At 53.0% G+C, this 21,787-nt stretch carries 22 protein-coding genes and 1 pseudogene; 9 read left to right on the forward strand and 14 right to left on the reverse strand.

Annotation, left to right across the window (positions count from 1 at the left end; all coding sequences use genetic code 11):
• Window positions 1-220: 220 nt before the first annotated feature.
• Window positions 221-2,167: a 4Fe-4S binding protein gene (locus ACRBCU_RS03505; protein WP_431363976.1), complete on the forward strand. Its 1,947-nt coding sequence runs from the start codon at window positions 221-223 to the stop codon at window positions 2,165-2,167.
• On the opposite strand, the gene ACRBCU_RS03510 is transcribed toward ACRBCU_RS03505, so the two are convergent.
• Window positions 2,161-2,886 carry a hypothetical protein gene (locus tag ACRBCU_RS03510; RefSeq protein WP_431363977.1) on the reverse strand — a complete coding sequence of 242 codons (726 nt, stop codon included), beginning with the start codon at window positions 2,884-2,886 and terminating at the stop codon, window positions 2,161-2,163. The two genes, ACRBCU_RS03505 and ACRBCU_RS03510, sit on opposite strands and share 7 nt — an antisense overlap.
• Before the next feature lie 95 nt (window positions 2,887-2,981).
• Between ACRBCU_RS03510 and ACRBCU_RS03515 the strand changes: the two genes are divergently transcribed.
• The 4 genes from ACRBCU_RS03515 to ACRBCU_RS03530 are packed head-to-tail and all read left to right on the forward strand — an operon-like array spanning window position 2,982 to window position 5,417.
• Entirely contained in the window at window positions 2,982-3,173 is a 192-nt protein-coding gene (locus ACRBCU_RS03515) for a DUF6494 family protein (protein WP_431363978.1), read from the forward strand.
• Window positions 3,174-4,229, forward strand: coding sequence for a P-loop NTPase (locus ACRBCU_RS03520; protein ID WP_431363979.1), 1,056 nt, complete (start codon window positions 3,174-3,176; stop codon window positions 4,227-4,229).
• Entirely contained in the window at window positions 4,226-4,930 is a 705-nt protein-coding gene (locus tag ACRBCU_RS03525; protein WP_431363980.1) for a DUF4444 domain-containing protein, read from the forward strand. The genes ACRBCU_RS03520 and ACRBCU_RS03525 overlap by 4 nt, the downstream gene beginning before the upstream one ends.
• 1 nt (window position 4,931) lies before the next feature.
• Complete coding sequence (locus ACRBCU_RS03530) at window positions 4,932-5,417, forward strand: DUF6505 family protein (protein ID WP_431363981.1); 486 nt, start codon at window positions 4,932-4,934, stop codon at window positions 5,415-5,417.
• Between the two features lie 102 nt (window positions 5,418-5,519).
• On the opposite strand, the gene ACRBCU_RS03535 is transcribed toward ACRBCU_RS03530, so the two are convergent.
• The 13 genes from ACRBCU_RS03535 to ACRBCU_RS03595 form a co-directional block, all read right to left on the reverse strand.
• The gene (locus ACRBCU_RS03535) at window positions 5,520-6,215 is read right to left on the reverse strand and encodes an RraA family protein (RefSeq protein ID WP_431363982.1); all 696 of its coding nucleotides are present in this window, start codon (window positions 6,213-6,215) and stop codon (window positions 5,520-5,522) included.
• A 6-nt stretch (window positions 6,216-6,221) separates the two neighbouring features.
• Entirely contained in the window at window positions 6,222-7,349 is a 1,128-nt protein-coding gene (locus tag ACRBCU_RS03540) for a cobalamin-independent methionine synthase II family protein (protein WP_431363983.1), read from the reverse strand.
• Window positions 7,350-7,382: 33 nt separating this feature from the next.
• The gene (locus ACRBCU_RS03545) at window positions 7,383-8,351 is read right to left on the reverse strand and encodes a cupin domain-containing protein (RefSeq protein WP_431363984.1); all 969 of its coding nucleotides are present in this window, start codon (window positions 8,349-8,351) and stop codon (window positions 7,383-7,385) included.
• A gap of 4 nt (window positions 8,352-8,355) precedes the next feature.
• Window positions 8,356-9,324, reverse strand: coding sequence for an ester cyclase (locus ACRBCU_RS03550; RefSeq protein ID WP_431363985.1), 969 nt, complete (start codon window positions 9,322-9,324; stop codon window positions 8,356-8,358).
• Window positions 9,321-10,340: a LacI family DNA-binding transcriptional regulator gene (locus ACRBCU_RS03555; RefSeq protein ID WP_431363986.1), complete on the reverse strand. Its 1,020-nt coding sequence runs from the start codon at window positions 10,338-10,340 to the stop codon at window positions 9,321-9,323. The genes ACRBCU_RS03550 and ACRBCU_RS03555 overlap by 4 nt, the downstream gene beginning before the upstream one ends.
• Window positions 10,340-11,098: an SDR family NAD(P)-dependent oxidoreductase gene (locus ACRBCU_RS03560; RefSeq protein ID WP_431363987.1), complete on the reverse strand. Its 759-nt coding sequence runs from the start codon at window positions 11,096-11,098 to the stop codon at window positions 10,340-10,342. Before ACRBCU_RS03560 ends, ACRBCU_RS03555 begins: the two co-directional genes overlap by 1 nt.
• A complete protein-coding gene (locus ACRBCU_RS03565) occupies window positions 11,095-12,141 on the reverse strand; it encodes an ester cyclase (protein WP_431363988.1) in 1,047 nt (348 codons plus the stop codon). Before ACRBCU_RS03565 ends, ACRBCU_RS03560 begins: the two co-directional genes overlap by 4 nt.
• On the reverse strand, window positions 12,142-13,470 hold the full coding sequence (hisD, locus tag ACRBCU_RS03570) for a histidinol dehydrogenase (protein WP_431363989.1): 1,329 nt from the start codon (window positions 13,468-13,470) through the stop codon (window positions 12,142-12,144). It abuts the gene before it with no gap.
• Entirely contained in the window at window positions 13,470-14,015 is a 546-nt protein-coding gene (locus ACRBCU_RS03575) for an ester cyclase (protein WP_431363990.1), read from the reverse strand. Before ACRBCU_RS03575 ends, hisD begins: the two co-directional genes overlap by 1 nt.
• On the reverse strand, window positions 14,012-14,893 hold the full coding sequence (locus ACRBCU_RS03580) for a carbohydrate ABC transporter permease (protein ID WP_431363991.1): 882 nt from the start codon (window positions 14,891-14,893) through the stop codon (window positions 14,012-14,014). Before ACRBCU_RS03580 ends, ACRBCU_RS03575 begins: the two co-directional genes overlap by 4 nt.
• Window positions 14,893-15,924 (reverse strand): carbohydrate ABC transporter permease, encoded by a 1,032-nt coding sequence (locus ACRBCU_RS03585; RefSeq protein WP_431363992.1) that lies wholly within the window; start codon window positions 15,922-15,924, stop codon window positions 14,893-14,895. Before ACRBCU_RS03585 ends, ACRBCU_RS03580 begins: the two co-directional genes overlap by 1 nt.
• Before the next feature lie 73 nt (window positions 15,925-15,997).
• Window positions 15,998-17,233, reverse strand: coding sequence for an ABC transporter substrate-binding protein (locus ACRBCU_RS03590; protein ID WP_431363993.1), 1,236 nt, complete (start codon window positions 17,231-17,233; stop codon window positions 15,998-16,000).
• A gap of 82 nt (window positions 17,234-17,315) precedes the next feature.
• Entirely contained in the window at window positions 17,316-18,365 is a 1,050-nt protein-coding gene (locus ACRBCU_RS03595; RefSeq protein ID WP_431363994.1) for an ABC transporter ATP-binding protein, read from the reverse strand.
• 158 nt (window positions 18,366-18,523) lie between these two features.
• Between ACRBCU_RS03595 and ACRBCU_RS03600 the strand changes: the two genes are divergently transcribed.
• The 4 genes and pseudogenes from ACRBCU_RS03600 to ACRBCU_RS03615 form a co-directional block, all read left to right on the forward strand.
• On the forward strand, window positions 18,524-19,522 hold the full coding sequence (locus tag ACRBCU_RS03600; protein ID WP_431363995.1) for a nuclear transport factor 2 family protein: 999 nt from the start codon (window positions 18,524-18,526) through the stop codon (window positions 19,520-19,522).
• Entirely contained in the window at window positions 19,519-20,406 is an 888-nt protein-coding gene (locus ACRBCU_RS03605; RefSeq protein ID WP_431363996.1) for an amidohydrolase family protein, read from the forward strand. Before ACRBCU_RS03600 ends, ACRBCU_RS03605 begins: the two co-directional genes overlap by 4 nt.
• A gap of 111 nt (window positions 20,407-20,517) precedes the next feature.
• Window positions 20,518-21,492 (forward strand): tyrosine-type recombinase/integrase, encoded by a 975-nt coding sequence (locus ACRBCU_RS03610; RefSeq protein ID WP_431363997.1) that lies wholly within the window; start codon window positions 20,518-20,520, stop codon window positions 21,490-21,492.
• An 80-nt stretch (window positions 21,493-21,572) separates the two neighbouring features.
• Window positions 21,573-21,787 (forward strand): annotated as a pseudogene (locus ACRBCU_RS03615) (transposase); the annotation flags it as partial.

Consider the following 21,787-nt stretch of genomic DNA (forward strand, 5'->3'; position numbering starts at 1 on the left):
CGCGCTGCGGCGAAGGTTAGACTTGGCTACTAGTCTGTAAACATTGGGGTATCAGCAAAAAAGGGGGGCATACTAAAGTATTAGAGCGGCGGTTCAATTTGCACTCGAAGCATTCAAGTCATTGAATGCGTTGAGATGTTTTCGGTTTACGTCAGGGAAAAAACACGCCAATCCTACGACTGACCCAGCGACTTCTGCTGCCGTCAAAAGGGAGATTCAAGTGGCAAAAAGGCTCGTATTATGTGACTGCATGGGCAGCCAAGCGATAGATGCTAACGCGATTTCTGCGGGCAGCGGGCTTGAGTGCTCCAAGGTCTATACGGGCCTGTGTCGCGGTCAAATTGAGAATGCCGCGAAAGAAATTTCAAAAGGTGATGCGCTCATCGCTTGTCAGCAAGAGCGACAGGTTTTTGAAGAGCTCGCAGAAGAGCTTGGCGGTGAAACGCCCGGTTTTGTCGATTTGCGCGACAGGGCTGGCTGGGGCGAAGGCGATACTGCACCCAAGATGGCGGCACTGGCTGCCGAAGCCGCTTTGGCGCTGCCACTTGGAAAGTCGATTGATGTTGTTTCAGAAGGCACTTGCCTGATCATTGGAGCAGAGCCTGCGCTCGAAGCGGCGCGCGAGCTGAGTGAAACGTTGGCGGTCACAGTGCTCGTGCCGAACGCTGATCTGGTGCCAACGGATCGCAGTTTCGATTGCGTCGTTGGCATTGTGCGCAATGTTTCGGGTGCCTTAGGCGGATTTAGTGTTAAGATTGATGCGCTTCAGCAAATTACCCCCGGTGGGCGCGGTGCGTTTGAGTTAAGCGCGCCTTTGGATGGAGCCAGCTCTGCTTGCGATGTCATTCTCGATCTTGGAGGTGGCTCTGCATTGGTTCCAGCGCCGGAAAAACGCGAAGGGTATTTGCGCGCAGACCCAAGCTATCCGCCAGCGGTTGCTAAGGCCGTTCTCGAAGCTTCTCAACTTGTCGGCACATTCGAAAAACCGCTTTATGTGCGCTTAGAGGAAAGCCTGTGCGCCCATAGTCGAGCGGAGCAAGCCGCTTGTTCAAATTGTTTGAACGTTTGTCCAACTGGCGCAATCGTGTCGGCTGGTGAGCATGTTGCGATTGATCCAATGATCTGTGCTGGCTGCGGATCATGTTCCGCGGTCTGCCCGTCTGGCGCGATCAGCTATGATGCGCCTCCCGTTGACGCCCTTTTCCGCCGCATGAATACTTTGGCAACAACCTATCGCAGCGCAGGCGGCCAAGATGCACGGTTGCTGGTCCACGATAGCGCGCATGGCGCTGAAATGATCTCGTTGGCTGCGCGGTTTGGGCGGGGATTACCGTCTAACGTGATCCCGCTTGAGGTTGAGGCTTTGTCAGGATTTGGCCATGCCGAAATGCTTGCAGCTTTGGCTAGCGGTTTTTCCCATGTTGATATCCTAATGTCCCCAAAGACCGAAGTCGAAGTATTGGACGCGCAGGTCGCTCTTGCTTCTGCGCTGTCGAGCGATGGCGCGACTCGCTTGCTGGATGCGACAGACCCGGACGCACTATGCGAGGCGCTCTACGAAGCTGTGACAGGTCAAATAGAGTGCGAGCCAGTTTTGCCTATCGGGAGCCGCCGACAAGTCGCGCGTCTTTCTGCGAAGGCGCTGCAACCAAATGCGGAAATTCTCGATCTGCCTCAAGGGGCACCCTATGGCGCAGTTCTTGTCGATACCGACGCTTGCACGCTTTGTTTGTCTTGTGTGTCGCTCTGCCCATCAGGCGCATTGGGAGACAATTCAGACCTCCCACAGCTACGTTTCCAAGAAGATGCATGTCTTCAATGCGGCTTGTGTAGCAACATCTGTCCAGAAGATGCGATCACGTTGAAACCGCAAATGGATCTGACGGACGCCGCTCTTAGTCAGCGGATTTTGAACGAAGAAGAACCCTTTGCCTGCATCGAATGTGGCAGTTTGTTCGGTTCAAAATCTACGATTGCGAAGATAACTGAAAAGCTGGCAGGCAAACATTCCATGTTCGCTACGTCTGGCGCTGCCAAGATGATCCAGATGTGCGAGAATTGCCGCATTCAGGCGCAGTATCATTCAACGGATAACCCGTTCCAAGGAAATGAACGCCCGCGCGTGCGAACGTCTGAGGACTATTTTTCCAAGCGCAAGGATCACTGAGATTGCAGCGGCGCGCCCAAATTTGCAGGTTCAATCGAGCCCACATATGCGGTGATCGCTTCGATTTGATCCCATGTGACCTCTATCGGGGCGATGGGCGAGGGCAGGTTATCCGCAAAGGGTTCGGTAATCTCGCTGACCTGCGTAAAGGCAGGGTGCGGTCGCAGCATAAAGAAGGTCTCGAAGCGTTCTTGCCAGTCTGGAAACGTGCGCATAAGGGCGAAGGAAGGGGTAGAACCTATGGTCTTCATCCTGTTGCTCGCGTTCACGACATGGCAGCGACCACATTGCTTCAGACTGATCTTTTCGCCAAGCACCGCGTCACCAGTCAAAACGGTCGCTTCGACAGCTTTGGTGACACTAACATCCGCGCTGAACAGCGGTGTGCCGTCGGGCGCGTAGGCTTCGATCGTGCGTTTTCCTACGTCCGACAGCAGCCATTTTTCAAAAGCCTCCGTGCGGGGCGTTTCAATGGCGTCAAAATGCCAAACGATGCCGTCTTGCGCGAAAACAGCGGTGCCTTGCGCTGCAAACTTAGCATCGGCATTTCCCTCTACGGTCTTGATACGCACTCCCGTTTTCAGAGAAAAACGCGGAAGAAGATGTTTCAAGAACCCCGTCTCAATCAAAGATTTGGGGGCATGCAATGTGAAAGACTTTTCTTGCGCCGAGGCTGGCATAGCCGCGATGGCCAACACGGCCAAGAGCGTTCTGAACATTGGCTACCTCCCAGCTATCAATGCTTAGTTGCAGCCCAGACTAGGGGCGCTACTGTGCATCCGTCAACAATTCTGATCCATCAAAGGACATCCTCATGAGCGAAGATTTCAACATGTCTATGCGTAAATTCCTCAAACAAGTTGGCGTGACTTCGCAGCAAGCTATTGAAGACGCGATGCGAAATGCTGAAGGGACGAGCGGCAAGAGCTTTGAGGCGAAGATGGTTCTGACGATTGATGGCATTGAGCTAGAGCATGTCGTCACTGGCAAGATTGAAGGCGCATAAATGACTCTGTCCCGCGATGATGTTCTCGCCTGTCTAAAAGAAATCAAAGCTCCTTCTGGCGTTGATCTGGTCGAGGCCGGATTGGTCCGCGCGCTTAACGTCGACGACGGGAAAGTGCGCTTTGTTATGGAGGTGGATCGCCCTGATCCCTTTATGGCGGCAAAGGCTGAGGCCGAAGCAAAGCTCTCTGAACTTGGGGCGAGCTCGGTTTCTATTGTCATGACGGCGCATAGCAAAAAGGCACCGCCACCTGATTTGGGCACGGCGCGCAAAGCCGAACCTGCTGGCCCGGAAAAAATTCCCGGGATTGATCGCATCATTGCCGTTGCCTCTGGTAAAGGCGGCGTTGGAAAGTCGACTGTCGCGTCGAACCTCGCTTGTGCATTGGCGGCCGAGGGCTGTCGCGTCGGTATTTTGGATGCAGATGTGTACGGCCCTTCGCAACCCCGTATGCTTGGTGTTTCGGGACGTCCACAAAGCCCTGATGGCAAGATCATTTTGCCGCTGCGAAACTACGGCGTGACAATGATGTCGATAGGTTTAATGACCAACGAAGATCAGGCGGTCGTTTGGCGTGGGCCAATGCTGATGGGTGCTTTGCAACAGATGCTAAATCAGGTGCAGTGGGGGGCGCTTGATGTTCTGATCGTCGATTTGCCACCGGGAACTGGCGATGTGCAAATGACGCTTGCGCAAAAGGCAAAATTGGACGGCGCGCTTGTCGTATCAACACCGCAGGACGTTGCGCTTTTGGATGCACGTAAAGGCATCGACATGTTCAACCAAATGGGCACGCCCGTGATTGGTATGATCGAGAACATGAGTACGCATATCTGCTCGAAATGCGGTCACGAGGAACATGTCTTTGGCCATGGCGGCGTAAAGGCAGAGGCCGAAAAACTGGGCGTGCCCTTGCTTGCTGAGATACCTTTGCACTTGGATATCCGCGTTGCTGCGGATGGCGGTGCGCCGATTGTTGTGTCCAAGCCCGACAGCGCACAGGCCAAAGCCTTCCGCGATGTTGCTAAGGCTTTGATTGCGGACAACAAAGCATGAGTGAGCCCAGCTTTCCTCCCTTGTTCAGCGGGCTCGGTGTTGAAGGCCAGATTGACCCGTTCGACAAAGCCTGTGTTGAGGCAACGCGCGGTTGCGATGCGGGACTTGTTGTTTACAATCTTGGTGCCTCAACACTGCGGGCAGCGATGGTATTTGCCCCCGACGTCGTACTCGAAGACGCAATGACCATGTTACCGCTATGCGGGGTAGGTTTTCAAAATGCGCTTGGCGCATTGGCACCGCCTGAAGTTGCGGTTCACCTCGGTTGGGAGGGCGATGTGCGTATCAACGGCGCGATCTGTGGCCGCTTGCGCGTTGCGGCTGCGTCAAGCGATCCCAGAGCAGAGACAGATTGGCTGGTTGTCGGGCTAGAGCTTCCGCTTTGGCCAGAAAGCGATGACATGGGTCACACGCCAGACGAAACAGCGCTTTATGCCGAAGGCTGCGCTGATGTGAATGCGGTAGATTTGCTTGAATCTTGGGTGAAACACACGCTCGTAGGTATCAACACCTGGCTCGAAAGCGGGGTGGCGGCACTTCACACAGATTGGCGAGCACTTGCGCACGGCATTGGAGATGAAACGCAAAATGGCCATTTGTCTGGCACCTATTTAGGGGTTGATGAGCGTTTTGGAATGTTGCTGCGGGATAGCGAGACGACCCACTTGATCCCTTTGACGAACTTGCTGGAAGGCTCCTGATATGATGCTTGCACGCGCAATCCATTTTGATGAAAGCGATATGAACATCTTTCACGCACCAGCACGCACGGGCGAGTGGTGCATTTCAGGTGGGTTTGAGTTCTCCAATTGGGGCGAAGGTGATTTAAGCGGAAAGGCGCGTCAGGCGTTTGCAAATGGATGGCTTGGCTGCGAAACCTTTGGCCGCGTTTCGGTTGTCGCAGTAACGCAAATAGAGCCAGCGGAAATGGAAGCTCTGATCGTAGCTTTGGCGCAGCATTTTGTAGACATGTACGGAGCCCCCTCGCTGGACGCCGCTATGGGTGTCGCGCGCGATGAAGTCATGCACATGGTTGATATATGCGAAGGCCAAGCAGCGAACACGTTGCTATTGGTGTCTCGCGAGCTGACGGAAGCAGGCGTCAAAGAAAGCTACCGCATCGTTGAACCCCGCGATGCGGGGCTAGACCAGTTTGCCATCCATGGCTCGTTGGATGACGATCACTAAGTCTGCCGCCAGCTTTTGAAAGCGCGAGCTTCCCTTATTCAAAACGCCGAATTGATCGACTAGCGTTGGGTCGTTTTCCAAGAGCGATGAAGAAGCTCGAGGTTACGTCCGGCTATTTTCAAACTGGGCCCAAGCTTTTTCAAACGTTTCGAAATCAAAACCAGCTTTGCGGGCTGGCTCTAGTATCAGGTGTTCTGTGGAGAGCAGTTTCTCGATGGCATCTTCCAACGTTTCGATAACGTCCTCGGGAATTACAACTGCGCCGTGACGATCTGCGTGGATCAAATCGCCTTCTTTAACGAGCATGCCGAAAATTTCGACGGGTGTTCCGATTTCTTTGACATGAACAAAACCATGGCTGGGCCCAATTGATCCTGCAACAACTGGGTAGCCTGAAGGTACATCTCCGAGGTCGCGCATGACACCGTTTGTCACAGTTCCTGAAAGCCCAAAGCCTTTGTGCACTGTGGTATTGATTTCGCCCCAATATGCACCGATGCAATCAGGGAAATCCATGTCCTCAACAACAGCAACCGCCGGCATAGGTGCTTGGGCCATATGCTTATAGTATGCCATGCGGCGCTCTTTGATCACCTCTGGCGGTTCAGTTGGGGCGTGGACTGCAGCAATCTTAGCTGTTCGGGCATAGCCAACAATCGCAGGTTCGTTCGGTGCGCTGCACAGCATTGTGCCGCGTGTGAATGCATCAAAGCCGCGTTTTCCCTGCGCTACTTCGATTGCATTGCAAACGGTTGGCGTGTCTACAGATTGCAAGCGCTTGAGTAAGGATGGGGTCATGATCTGTTATCCCTTTGCCAGTTCGGCACCCTCGGAAAGACTGGTGAGCTTGGCGTAGGCGATGTCTGGATCAACCGCGCCGAAACCGGCGAAAGTACCGAACCCACAGTCAGATCCGGCAATAACACGATCTGCGCCGACGATCCCGGTGAAACGATCGATCCGCTGCGCCACCAACTCTGGGTGCTCGACAAAATTTGTGGTTGTGTCGACTACGCCGGGTACTAGGATTTTGTTGTCGGGAATCTCAGACTTGCGATCACGAAACACAGTCCATTCATGCGCGTGGCGAGGATTTGATGTTTCGAACAGAACGTACTTGGATTTCGTCGACATCAAGGTCGAAAAGACCGTGTCCATTGGGATATCGCAACAATGCGGTCCCTCGTAATTGCCCCAGCAGATATGAATGCGTACCTTGTCTTCTGGCACATTTTCCAATGCGTGATTTAGAGCTTCCACATGGGATTCCGCGACCTTGAGGAATTCTTTGTCTGTTAGGTCGTGGAACAGCATGTGCCGTGACAAGGCAAGGTCAGGGCAATCTAATTGCAGATCAAGGCCAGAGGCGACAATTGTTTCGTATTCTTCGCGCATCGCATCGGCGAGGGCAGCGAGATAGGCCTCGCGGGTTTTGTAATGATCATTCTGCAGGAATAGAGAAATCACGCCCGGAGATGCCGCATTCATAAAGCCACGCTGCGCCCCATGCTTCGCCATCGCTCCTTTGAGGTTGTCGATGTCTTTTTGTAGCTCGCTTTGTCCCTTTGATGTCACGTCTCCTGTGCACATCGGGCGGGCGTATTGGGGTGTCCCACCGTCATCGGCCAGCCGCTTCAGGAAGCCGGGAAACATCTTTAGATCGGCGGGCGCATTGCGGGGGCTGTCACCAGAAAACCCAGTGTAGCGGTCTTTAACGTAGGTAGCATATGAGATTTTTGAGGTCTCGCCATCGCTTACAATATCGATGCCGGCCTTGACCTGCTTCGCGACTGTTTCATCAACCGCTGATGTCATTGCGGCATCAAATGCGGCTTGATCATACGGTTGCTGGTTTTCCCGCGCAAAAATGAAATCAACAACATCTTGAGTGCGCGGCAGGCTGCCAACATGTGAGGTCAGAATTTTGGTCATGGTGTTTCTTTCAAATGCAATTGGGGGGCGATGTTATTTTCCCGTCCAAGTTGGTCCGGCTGGGTCGTCGTTGGAGATAACACGGTAAAGGCTGGCTTCGCCCGTCATGGATGGTTGCAGCTTATGCGTAAAGCCAGCGGGGAGCAGGCATGTATCGCCCGGATTTAGTGTTGATGCTCCTCCCTCCCAAGATAGCTTCCAGTGCCCGCGCATCGGCATCAAAACAACGGATTGCTCGATTGTGATCGGATCGGCGTTCAACGATCCACGCGTAATGAACTCGATATCAAAGCCCGGCTTATCTGGCAGGATCGCATTTTCTCCGATGACTTTGGCGGGGGATTTACCCGCCAACCCCATCAGATCAAGGTAACGCGCGACATGGCGCGGGATCACGTCCAAAGCGGCTGGTTCAGGCATTTTGGCAAGCTCTGCGTCGCCTAACACGGGCATTGGATTGACGCCGTCGGGCAATGTTGCCCCTTGCTTGGTGTCGTATAGTTTTCCGTTTTCACCCAGAACCAGCCCGTGCTCGGTTGCATCTTGGATCACTTGCGGAGCCCAAGTGACACCACCACCTGCGTCATCGCCGCCAAGGACGGCCATGATCATTCCGTAATCAATCCCGATATTTTCAAATCCACGGAAAATTCCAGTCGGGATGTTGAAGATATCACCTTCTTCTAGCGTGACCTCACCCGCATCGCCCCAACGTCCCCAAAAGAAACGCCAGCGCCCCTTTAGGACAAAGAACACTTCAGCAGTGGTATGGCTGTGCAGTGAGTTACGGCATTTCGGAGGCTGGCCCGCGGCACCAATGTTGAAGCCGGGCGTGTCGTTGATATGCACGTGTTGGTCGGCGCTTTCGCTTACACCGCCGCCGATGATGGTGAAGTTTTCCTTTTGATCGCTGCCAGGGGTATGGGCGTCGATGAAGGCTGTTTTGCATGGGATCAGATCGCCATAACGAACGATCCGCGTTTCCATTTGTGCTGGTGTCATAGTGTTACCCTGTCTTCATCGCGATCTGTTTCCAGATCGAAGTTTCGTCAAAAAGTGTATATTCGCGGCGAATTCCCCAAGGGCCAAACTCAACATGGCTGGCACCCATCACATGAACTTCGGCGCCAGATGGCTCGCCAAATGCGCCCCACCCGTCGTGTTTACCTGTGAGGCTCCAACGGATCGCTGCACGAGGTGACATCATCGGGTCTTCGCGACCGATTTGATGGTCGATTGTAAAGGTGGCCGATGGGAACGCCGCGCGCAGGCTGATCCAAAAATCATCGACGCCATCGGTCGAAAACAGTTCTTTCCCACCCGGGTAGAAGCCAGTAACCGCGCGGTCATATTCGGCAGGAATGACGCCCAAGTCAGCGCCCATGATACGGTTCAAGATATCTGCGTATTTTTCGCCCCATAGGTTGTCATTGCCGCGCCCTGTGTAGGGGCCGACCTTGTCGATCGAGGGATGGAACGGCTGCACACATTTGTCAGCGCCGCCTTCGCGTTCGATCAAATCGATCGCATACTCTTTGGGGTCCCAGCCAAGCTGACGAACCACGGCCCCTTGGTCGCGGATCAACCATTCGTCATTGATTTGATTGTTGATCGCATGGCAATCGGCGATGATACGGTAGCGCAGTTTTGTGCCAGTTGCTTTGCCATAAACGCCGTCCCCTAAGTGGGTCGCTGTTGATAAAATGCGATGGGATGAGAGCATGCCTTCTTCAGGTGTCCCAGACCAGATCACATCCTCACCAAGCAGTCGGCGATCCGGAAATTCAGCGAGCGTCGCCATAGTCGCACCTATTACGCCAGCATTTCCAAACACGATCGAGCCTGGGGATCGGACGGGAATGTCGGGCGCATAGTAGTGATGCAAGGTCGCAAGATTACGCTGTTCCCAAATCTCTTCGGTGATCCCGAGTATATAGTCTGGGAAATCGGAGAACCGATCTGAGAAACCTTTCATGAGGTCCATCCTTCTGGAATTTTGGCAGAGCTGCGAATGACAAGCGGGCTCTCCACTTTGATATGGCGTGGTTCGGAGTCCGGGTTGCTGATTTTATCGAGCATGAGCGTAACTGTCTCATCGACCATCACATTCGCGCGTTGACGAACAGTGGTCAGGTCATAAGCGGCCCAAGCTGCAGGCGGGACATCGTCGTAACCGACTACGCTGACATCCTCTGGCACGCGCAATCCCAATTCGCTGCGGATGACGTCCATGACTGCAAAAGCCATATGATCCGTCGCGACAAAGATTGCATCAGGTCGGTTGGGGCCTGCAAACATTTGACGCGCGGCATCTTTTGCACCCTCAACGGTGAACTGGCCCAGCCCATGCGCCGTCAGAGCCAGACCGGCTTGGGCCAATCCATCGCGGAACCCGGCTTCACGATCTCGTTGCGTAGATGCGCCTTCCCAGCCTCCGATATAGGCAATCCGCTTATGGCCAGCAGCGGCAAAAAAGGCTGCAACAGATTGGCCGCCCGCAAAGTTGTTAGAGGTAACAGCCGAGTGAGCGGCGGTATCTTGTGAACGGTTAAACAAAACCACAGGGACGCCGGCTGCCTCACAACGTGCTGTCAAATCACTTGAAATACCAACGCTGGCAGTGATGATGCCATCGACTTGATAGTCTAGCAATTCGTCGATGACTTGATCGGTGGATTGGGTGTCATTTGAGGCCATGAAGACCAGAACGTGATACCCTTCCGCCTGTAAGGAGTTTGACAACTTCTCAAGAGCCAAAGGGTAAAAGTAGTTATCAAGATAGGCGACGATCAATCCGATTATGCGGCTTTTGCCAGTGATCAAAGATCTGGCTAGGACATTCGGGCGATAACCAAGTTCCAATGCAGCTTCGCGAACTTTTAGCGCGGTTTTAGGGCTTACTGACGCGCCTTTCGTGAACACGCGGCTCACCGCAGATTGGCTGACACCTGCCAGCTGGGCGACTTGCAAAGAGGTAACACGATCTGCCATCAGCCTGCTGTCCAACCTCCGTCAACAAGTATGTGTGTGCCTGTAACCAAAGACGCGGCATCGGACGCGAGATAGAGCGCAGCGCCCATTATATCTTCGACCTCGCCCATCCGATCCAATTTGATTTTATCTTTGATCCATTTCGAACGTACTGGGTCATCCAAGGTCTCTTGGGTCAACGGCGTTCGAATGAAGGTTGGGCAAATGGTGTTGATGCGAACGCCAAGCGGGCCCCATTCAATTGCCATGCTTTTTACCATGCCTTCAAGCGCGTGTTTGGAGGCGCAATATACCGTTCGATCTGTGCCGCCGACATGGCCCATTTGCGATGAGATATGAATTATTGATCCGGAGATATTCGCGCTCTTCATTGCCTGCGCAGCATAGGTTGATAAGAAATATGCGGACCGCAGATTGACGTCCATTACCGCATCAAAATCCTCGGGCAAGGTTTCTAGCGCGGGTTTGTGGCGTGCCATTCCTGCTGAATTGATGACGACGTCAAATGGGTCCTGCATTGCGTCTTTCAGTGACCCAAGGTCGGCTTGATCCAGAATAAGCGGCTGCGCATCCCATCCTTTGGCGCTCATCGCCTCTACCGTTTCATTCAATCGATCTGCGCCGCGGGCCGCGCAGACAACAGATGCCCCCGCTTGGGCCATCGCAACTGCGCAGGCTTGCCCTATCCCAGAAGAGGCTCCGGTCACTAAGGCACGTTTGCCTTGCAACGAAAACGAAGGGGTGGAGGGTAAGTTCATGCGCGATCTCCGATTGGGAAACTTAGGGGCGACATATTCCGTGCTTTGTTGAACTCGCGCAACCGCGCAAATACATCAACGCCAAGTTGGCGGTATACATCCAACAGATCGACCAAGACCCAATTTTCGCGAATTTTGTCACCGTCCAAACGCCAGAAATCCAAGGAGCGCAATTCAATCTTTTGCGCGTTGGGCGCTATACCCATCCACCCTGATCCAGTGACAGTTTGCACCATATCAGGCCATCCTGTTACGGCGACGTAGTCACCCTCTGCAAAGAAATGGAAGCTGGTTTCATCTGGGTATTGCCCACGATCTGGCATCGCGTTCAGGAAGGGGATTTGGTGCCAGTGCCGAAAGCCCGATATGCCGCGCGCTGTGCCAATGCCAGCAGGGCCATACCATGTCATTTTGGGATGCCAGAAACGTTCTAGTTCCATTGCCTCCACAGGCTCTACTGGATGACGCGTCAACGCGGTTAGCATATCCATCACATGGTTTTGGCAGTATTGCGCGCGTTCGGTTTGATCCGTTGCGTCCTTCATCCCGTCTTGAGTAATAGGGCCAGGCGTATGCCATTCGCGACCTAAACTTGGGGCCATGGGCCACGCATTAGCCTGCATCATCAACTCGGGTATGTCCCAAATCGCCTGAACTTCAACCACGCGGCCTTCGACGAGCCGATAAAACTCATGGAAGCGCATGTGGGCCAAATGACCAGTTGGTGGAATATCTAAAAACGGAGCTGCAAAAGTTCCAATGTAAGAGCCACAGCATCCAACCCAGTCATTGCCTTCGGGGGTTTGCCCGCTGATTAGGATCGTATCGCGCCGCTCGACGTCGGGCAGCGCTTTGGCCAAAGGTGCAAAACAGGCGTCGTAAAATGCATCCGATGAAAGATCACCAAAGGGGTGACACATGTGAACAACAGCGTCGGATGCCATAAATTGCTTGAGAACATTTTGCACGTTGGCCGCGTCAAAATCACGTAATGCCGCTAGTAGCGGCTGGATTGAGTTGGCATTGTCTCGTGCGGTGTTCATCTATTTGTCCGCGTCGCGATAAGGTGCGCCAGTGCCATAAGGGACGTTGATCCCTCCGTAGCGGCGCACACGAATGTTGCATTGCTCTGCGTGACCAACAAAGCCCTCTAGCATACACAAACGGCTGCCATACTCGCCTACAAGCGTTGCGGCTTCATCCGTCGTAATCTTTTGATAGGAGTGCGTTTTGAGAAATTTCCCAACCCAAAGCCCACCTGTGTAGCGACCCGCTTTTTTGGTGGGTAAGGTGTGATTGGTCCCAATCACTTTGTCCCCGTTGGAAACGTTTGTGCGCGCGCCCAGGAAAAGCGCACCGTAGCTGGTCATATGTTCAAGGAACCAATCATCACGGTCGGTCATTACCTGAACATGTTCGGATGCGATTTCGTCCGCAACGGCGAGCATTTCGTCGTAAGTATCACATAGAATGACCTCACCGTAATCGGCCCAACTGACAGACGCCGTGTCAGCAGTCGGAAGGATTTTCAAAAGGCGATCAATCTCGCGCAATGTATCGTCGGCCAATTTACGAGAGTTGGTCAGTAAAACGGCAGGGCTGTTATATCCGTGCTCGGCTTGGCCCAGAAGATCGGTCGCGCATAGCTCCCCATCTACGGTGTCGTCTGCAATCACCATTGTTTCAGTCGGACCTGCAAACAAATCAATCCCGACGCGGCCAAACAGTTGGCGTTTAGCTTCTGCAACAAAGGCATTGCCGGGGCCAACCAGCATATGAACAGCTTCGATGGTTTCGGTTCCAATGGCCATTGCGCCGATAGCTTGAATGCCGCCCATGACGTAAATCTCATGAGCACCGCCCAGATGCATGGCCGCGATCACGGCAGCGTTTGGTTTGCCGTTAAACGGCGGTGTGCAGGCGACGATCCGTGGAACACCAGCAACGGTCGCGGTGGCAACGGACATGTGGGCGGATGCGACCATCGGAAATTTGCCACCTGGAACGTAGCAACCGACAGATTGCACGGGAATATTCTTGTGCCCCAAGATGACACCGGGCATTGTCTCGACCTCGATATCGAGCATGCTGTCACGTTGCGCTTGAGCAAAATTGCGCACTTGTTCTTGCGCAAATTTGATATCGGCCAATTCGCGATCCGAGAGAGATGCGATAAGCTCTGCAATTTCTGTTTCTGACAGTTTGAATGATGTTGGTGCGTAGTTGTCAAATTTCTCAGACAGCTCGCGCACAGCTGCATCTCCGCGCGCCTCGATGTCTTTCAAGGTGGCCTCAACGACAGCCTTGGTTTGGGCATCGTCTTGGGCGCGCTCCGCGTCTGGCTTGCCGCGTTTGAGATATTCTACTGCCATCAGTCTTTTCCTGTTTTCGTCGGTGGGGTCGGCGGTGTTTTCTCTCCACGGTCATAAGCTTCCCAGCCGTGGCCATTGAAAACATCGACGCCTAATTGTGCGAGGACATGGGGGAAATCGACCATCACCCAGTTATCGGTAATCTTGCCGTCTTCTACTTTCCAAAAATCCATGTAGCGGATTTGAATACGTTTGCCTGTCGGCTCAACGCCCATAAAGGCGCCCGAATGCAGCGCTTCTTGCCGTCCAAAGGCGGCGGCCCATTCGCCCATGTAAAGGCGGGCCTCGTCCACACAGACCTTGTCTGAAAACGCCGCCTGAAAGGGTTTTTGCCAATTGTCTTGGAATTCCTTGATGCCTTCCTTGGTGCCGCAACCTGTGTTTCCCATCCAGCTAAAACCTTGGCTGAAGAACTCGCCAATATCAGCGATGCGGTGATCGTTTAGTCCATCGACCATGCCTTCGATAACCGCGCGGGTTTCTTCGGTTTTGGACATGTCGGTGTCGCGTGAAAGGATCGCTTGTTCTGGTCGTGCTCCGCTCATCCTTTGACGGCTCCTGCTGTTAGGCCACTAACGATTTGGCGTTGGAAAAATAGAATTAGGAAAAACAAAGGTGCGGTTGCAGAAACCACCGCCGCGACCGCAAACATTACGTTGCCTTCGGTTTGGGTCGTTCCCAAGAAGCTGGCGATTTTGGGCACCATTGTTTGGTTGGCTTGGCTGAGAAGTGTCGCAGTGACCGTAAAGTCGTTGTAGGCCAGCAGGAATGAAAACAGACCTGTCGTCACAACGCCCGGCCACATGACAGGCACAATGACATGACGAAACGCTTGAAAGCGGGTGCAACCATCGACCATCGCGCTTTCGTCGAGGTCTTTGGGGATATTGAGGAAGAAGCTGTGTAGCATCCAAAGCGTGAATGGTTGGTTGATCGCTACCATCACGATGATCGTTGTCGGGAGATGCCCCCAAAGATTCCATTCAAAAAACGGCAGCAGATAGCCTGACACCAGAGTGATATGAGGCATGGCGCGGAAAACCAGCGCCAGCATGAGCAAATAGAAGGCGTATTTCTTGCCCGAGCGCGCTAAAGCATACCCTCCCAATGTGCCGAGGGTTAGCGAGATAACGACAACCGACACCACAATGATCATCGTGTTGAGTACAGCGCGCCAGAATTCCTGCGTTACCCATGCGCCGAAATAGCCCTTGCCTGTGAATGCAGCTCCGGTTTCGATTTGCGTGCGAACGCCCGTGATCGCATTGGTCCAATCTGCCTTGGAAAAGAAGTCGCCTTGGACTTTGAATGAGCCCCAAAGTGTCCAAAGGAAGGGAAAGCCGGCAGCAACGATCCAGATCAGAACAAGGCCCCATATAGCCAAGTTTAAAACGGGTGAACGGCGATGAACGATATCAGACATCAAACCACCTTCTGGTTAAAGTCACGCCAAGTGCGGATCAGGACAGGGATCAGCAAAATCGCAACGCCAAGGATTGTCAGAACCGATGTCGCACCAGCAGAGCCGAAGAACTGACTCTCGGTGCCGACAAGATCGTTGTAGATGATCCACGACAAAGAGGTCGCGCTCGCTTGGGCTGAGAAGCTGATGATTGGTTCCAGTACACGGAAATTATCCATCAACTGAATCAGCGAAATAAAGACGGTGAGCGGCATGAGATGAGGCAAAACAACATAGCGTGTGCGCTCCCATCGAGAAGCCCCATCAATCATTGCAGCTTCCATCGTGTCAGAAGGTACGGTTTGCAGGCCCGCATAAAAAACGATGAACGCAAATGGCGCAGAATGCCAAACGCCGTAGACCATCAACATGATCCAAGTCAGCGTTGGCGAGGCCTTGAGCGACAAATCAGGATCATCGAAGAGCCGTTGCAGCGTCGCGCCAATGATGCCGTTCGCGTCAATCATCCAGAACAGGATCAATGCGCCAATCAAGGGCGTCACGATCATGGGCAAAAGAGAGATGAAAATCGTTGGCCCTTTGATCCGCTTAGGCAGCGTATTCACGCCAAGCGCGATCATGAAACCAAAGATAAGGACCAGTGGTGTCACAACAAATGTGTAAGTCAGCGTAAAGGCCAGCGCGCGGTAAAAGGGCAAATTCAATGCTTTCGACATAAAGTCGCCAACACCATTGCTCGACTGCCATGCCGCCCCAATCTCGGCAAAGGCGAGATGATTGCGGTTGGTGTATGTGCCAAGACCGTTGAACTGCCCGAGCGGGCGTTCTTCTTTCAGCTTGGCCGTTTCTTCAACGTCGACCTGTAATTCTTGTTTGCAGCCAAATGGGCCACAATTTTCAACCCCGACCATGACCGCTTCGTGTTCAACGTGAAGCGATTGAACGACGACCGAGACAATCGGCAGTGCGATGAACAACAACATCGTGATCAACGATGGGAAAATAAACCACAAGAAGGTTCGGTTTTTCATCAGGTTCGCCCGGGAGTTAAGGAGTGAATCGAATGGGATGGCAGGGGACAGCGTGCCCCCTGCCTAAGCTGTCTTATTTCAAGAAACCTTGCTCTTTTGCCGCTGCGGTGTAAGCCGCTTCAACATCTGCCAAAGCTTGCTCCGCGCTTTCAGTTCCTTGAAGGAAGTCTGTGATCTCAGCGCCAAGTGCAGTGTGCATTGCTCCCATGAATGGAACCATTGGGTAGGGCGCAGCACCACCTGCTGCCGTTGCAGAAACGCCTGCTGATGCTGGGCTTGGCGTATACCCGTCTATCAACCAAACGGCCGCGTCATTGTTGGCTTTAACAACATCTGTTGTGATGCCGTTCATCATCGCAATGAATGTGGCTTCTGCATCTTCATCTGAAACGTTTGTCGAAATCCCGATACCGTCCCACCAAAGGGTTGAGGCTGGACGCGCGCCGTTGCCCCATGTTGGCGCTGCTGAAAGAACTGTTCCAGCGACAACTTCTGCTGTTGAGCCTTCATCATCAAGGACCGCGCCGCCGCGTGAGCCCCACATTACGGCCATCGCGAGGTTGCCTGCTTCCCACTCGGCTTGGGTCGCGTTTGAGTCGTAGGTCAGGAAATCAGGGTTGGAATAGGAGACCAGTGATTTCAACATCTCGAGCGTCGCGACGCCGTTTTCATTGTTCACCGATGCTTCAGCTGTGCCGGCTTTGAAGAAATCCGCGCCTGTGCCCATATACATGTTCACGAACTCTTCAGCCAAGTTCCAGCCCGCTTTTGTGTTCAACGCAACCGGGTATTCCATCAAGCCCGCAGCGCGCACTTTCTCGGCGGCGGCGAGGACTTCTTCATAGGTCGCAGGAATGCCTTCAACGCCCGCTTTAGCCAAAACATCGGTGCGCGAGAACAAGTGTTGTGCGTTCGCCATGAATGCGACGGCCATCGCTTTTCCGTTCACCGTGATGAGCTGGCTTTTGTTCAAATCTGCGCCGTGTTTCGCAATCAGATCATCAATAGGACGAAGCAAGCCGTCGTTCATCAATGTTACCAAGGTTGAATTGGAAACAACGACGGATGAGTACTGAGCCGGATTGGCGGTAAGCGCAGCGACCATGATGTCTTTGTGGTCTTTGGTTAGGTTGGCTTCAACCGTAACGCCATCACCTGCGCAAGCAGACGCGGCCGCCGTCACCGCCTGAATTGCTGGGAAATCGTTGGAAAGAATGCTGACGTTGCCTGCGGTGATCCCGCAGCCAGCCATGGCTGTACTGCCCAAAAGCGCGAATGCGCCAGCAGCTGTAATTGTCTTTAGAAACATGTGTTTCTCCCTGGTTGTCATTGAGATGCGCCTTGCAAGATCGCATCTTGGTTATTCCCCTTTGTGGGGCTTTGATTTGGGGCTAGTCCCCAATTCGCTCACCTGTTTGAGCATCAAACAAATGGCAAATTTCACGCGGCACAGAAATGCGGACCATATCGCCAATCTGTGCCCGGTAATCCTTGCCTGCTTTGACCGAGACCAACTCACCGTTCACTTTAACGGTGATCATTGTGGCATCCCCAAGCAGTTCCATGGCGTAAACGGGCGCTTGGATTTCCCCATCCTGTTCAACGATTGCTGCGTCTTCGGCCCGAAACCCAAGTTGGACCGCGCCATTAGCAGCGCTAAGGCCCGAGACGTTGATGGTATCACCTGTGAATGCGCCGTCGCTCATTTGCCCCAAGACCAAATTCATTGCAGGAGAGCCAATAAAGCTTGCCACAAAGGCATTTGAGGGGCGGTTGTAAATGTCAGTTGGACTGCCGACTTGCTGAACCACGCCGCCTTTCATGACGACGACCCGGTCGGCCAAAGTCATGGCTTCGATCTGATCATGGGTCACGTAGATTGTTGTGACTTTTAGCTCATGACTCAGGTTTTTGATTTGCGCGCGCGTGGATACACGCAGCTTGGCATCCAGATTGGAGAGTGGCTCGTCCATCAAAAACACATTCGGCTCACGCACAATCGCGCGGGCCAAGGCAACGCGCTGGCGTTGGCCTCCAGACAATTCCGCAGGTTTGCGATGCAGGAAATCGTCTAACTCGACCATCGCAGAGGCACGCATCACACGTTCGTTGTGTTGTGCTTCCGGAATTTTACGGACCTTCAAGGGAAAGCGAATGTTCTCGTAAACATTCATATTTGGATAAAGTGCATAGGACTGGAAAACCATCGCAACGTCGCGGTCCTTGGGATCCAGATCGTTGACCCGTTTACCGTCAATCAAGATGTCGCCGTCAGTAACGTCCTCAAGACCGGCAATCATGCGCATGGTCGTGGTTTTGCCACAGCCAGACGGTCCAAGCAGTACCAAGAACTCTTGATCTGCAATTGTGAGGTTAAAATCTTCTACCCCAACAAAAGAGCCCCAGCGCTTTGACACATTGCGCAGTTGAATTTCGGCCATGCAGCCCCCTTGATGGTCAAAGACCGTTTTGCATACGTTTGCAAAAAGGATAGACTTTGTTCAAATGCCCATGCAAGAAAATATTGCAAACGTATGCATTTTTAAGATTTGATGACCAGCAAGGCCTTTTAAAGCCTCGATAAACAAGGAATGAGACGTTGGGCTTCCAAGCTGAAAAACAAGTGGTTCGAGAATACTATGAAGCTTTAGATAGCGCTGAAGGAGAGGGAATCACCGCGGTATTGAGCGCTCGTACCTCTCCCGATTACATATGGCGCGCGTTCCATCCGTTCCATTTGCAAACAGATTCACAAACGGTTTCGGAAATGTTCTGGCAACCATTTCGCCGCGCTGTCACGCGCATGCAACGACGCATGGATGTCTTTTTTGCTGGCGATAATGTCATTGATCAAGGTGGGTCCGTTTGGGTCTGCTCTATGGGGCATCTAATGGGATTGTTTGACAGCCCATGGCTTGGCATTGAGCCAACTGGCAAGATGATCATGCTTAGATATGCCGAATTTCACAAAGTCGAGGACGGCAAAATCGCTGAAACCGCGTTCTATTTCGACATCCCACATTTCATGATCCAAGCGGGTTATTCCCCATTTCCTGATCAAGCGGCAGCGCATTTGGTGCAGCCGGGGCCAATGCCACATGATGCGTTGCTTTTTGCGGATGCATCTCCAAGTGAAGGGCAAAAAACGCTCGATGTGATACACCAGATGATTAGTGATCTCGGGCAATGGCAAAACGAGCTACCACTTGAAGAAGAACTCGCGCTGAGTTGGCACGAGGATATGATTTGGTGGGGGCCTGCTGGGATCGGCTCAACCTATACGATCGCGCGATATGCGCAGCAGCACTCGAGACCTTTCCGTGCAGGGCTAAGTGATCGCACTGGCACTGGCCATATCGCCCGAATTGCCGAGGGCAACTACGGTGGCTTTTTTGGTTGGCCAAACTTTCGCGCCAAAGCGACGGGCGGATATTTGGGGTTACCGCCAAATGACCATCTAAGCGAGTTCCGAGTGATCGATATCTACAGACGCGAAGGTGACAAGCTAAAGGAAAATTGGGTTTTCATCGATATGCTGCATTTCTTTAACCAGCAGGGGATCGACATTTTGGGCAAATTAGAGGGGAAGCAGTCATGAGATATATAGATGCACATCACCACCTCTGGGATCTAAATGCGGTGTCTTATCCGTGGCTTGAGGCAAAGGGCGTCACACGTTTCTTTGGCGATCCGTCGCCCATTCAACGCAATTACCTGATTGATGAGTTCAAAGAAGACGCCGCGCCTTTCGGATTTAGCGGTTCAGTTCATATCCAAGTTGGGGCGGCCGATCCTTGGCAAGAGGCGAAATGGGTTCAGCAAATCGCGGATGCTAATCCGAATTGGCCCATGGCGCAGGTTGTTTATTGCGACTTAACTGATCCGGATTTGGCCGAGCACCTCGATAGGTTCCAAACACTTTCCACAGTGAAAGGAGTTCGACAAATTGTTGGACGCGCGCCGGGGGAAGATGCGCAAACGGGTACAAACGAGCTAACGAAGTCAGCAGCGTTTTTGGAAGGTCTACAGGCAGTCGGTGCGCGGGGCCTTTCCTTTGATCTTCAGCTCATTCCCGAATTGATGCCGGCAATGGGTGAGCTGTTGCAAGACGCACCAAACACGCCCGTCGTATTGTGCCACGCGGGCTCACCGCATGAGCGTAGCCTGTCGGGTCTATTAGAATATGACAAGACGCTTCGCCATCTTTCTCGATTGCCTCAGGTCCGTTGTAAGTTGTCGGGGCTTGGTATGTTTGATCACACTTGGAGCGCTGCAACGATCCGACCCATTATCGACAGCTGCCTTAATCAATTTGGCGCTGAACGATGCATGTTCGGCTCGAATTTCCCTGTCGACAAATTGTACTCCGATTATGCGAAACTCGCGCATAGCTATTTCGAGATTGTCCCAGAACGCGAGCACAAATCAGTATTCTGCGATGTCGCTCAGGGGTTTTATGGGCTAGTCTTTGAAGACAGTTAGCGGGTGATCGAAGTCCATCGCAAAGCGATGTTCGGCGCGAACCTTAGGTGGAAGCAAACAGGACGGAATAGTTGCCTTTACGATCTGTCTCGGGCCAATGTCCTCAATGAATTGACCCTAACAAGCGGTGGCGTCACATTGAAAGAAGCGCGTGAGGCGGCGACAAAATGGCGTAGCGTCCGATCAACGGGTAAAGACCCAATCACCCTGCGCAATAAGGAAAAACATGAGACCGCTGCATCAAATTCTAGTCTTGACGTTCTTGCGCGAGAAACCTTCTGCGCTAAGCAGTCTAGCCTCAAAGGCGATGGGAAAGCGGGTCGTTGGTTCTCACCACTAGAACTTCACATCTTGCCAAAACTCGGCACCTACAACGTCCAAGAAATCGACCAAAACCTGATCTGTAACGCGATCCGTCCTATTTGGGATAAGAAAGCGGTAACAGCGCAAAAAGCCTTGAACCGTCTTAACCAAGTCCTAGAACATGCCGCAGCGAAAGGTTTGGACGTTGATCTAATGGCCGTGCGTAAAGCAAAATTGCTGCTGGGGGCACCTCGACATAAACCAAAGAATATCCCTGCGATGCCTTGGCAGGACGTTCCGGATTTCTATGCTTCTTTGAATACAGGCACCGTTGCGCATTTGGCGATGCGTCTGTTGATCCTTACCGCATCACGATCTTCGCCTGTCCGCTACTGCCGACTAGAGGAAATCAATGGAGATGTTTGGACCGTTCCCGGTAGCAAGATGAAGAGCGTGAAAGGCAATGAGGCTGATTTTCGCATTCCCTTGAGCGAAGCTGCACTTAAGACAATAGAAGCTGCCAAAGGCCAAAAGCGAGATGGGTTCCTTTTTCCAAGCCAGCGGAAAGGTGTAATTTCCGACGCACCGATGTCTATGTATATGAAGCGCAAGGGACTCGAGGTCCGCCCGTACGGTTTCCGGTCTAGCTTTCGTGATTGGGTTGCAGAGACGACCGAAATGCCCAGAGATATCGCGGAAGCCGCTTTGGTACATTCAACGGGCAGTGAAGCTGAACGCGCGTATCGGCGCACTGACTACTATGAGGTGCCCCTAGGTTTGTAGACGCTTTGCTTGGTANNTAATTTTGGAAGCAAAGGACGATGCAAATGTCAATGCAAATTCGCTAATCGGATGAGTTCAAGATCGATGCGGTGGCGCAGGTCACTGAACGCGGTTACCCGGTCAAAGAGGTGGCCGAACGGCTCGGGGTCAGCACCAAATCGCTTTATACATGGATGGCGAAGTTCTCGAAGCCGCAAAGGCAGACCGACCATGAGGCCGAAGTTCGCCGCCTCAAGAAAGAGCTGGCCCGGGTCACCGAGGAGCGCGATATCCTAAAAAAGGCCACCGCGTACTT

Origin of the sequence: Planktotalea sp. (assembly GCF_050633725.1) — a bacterium.
Classification (GTDB): domain Bacteria; phylum Pseudomonadota; class Alphaproteobacteria; order Rhodobacterales; family Rhodobacteraceae; genus Planktotalea.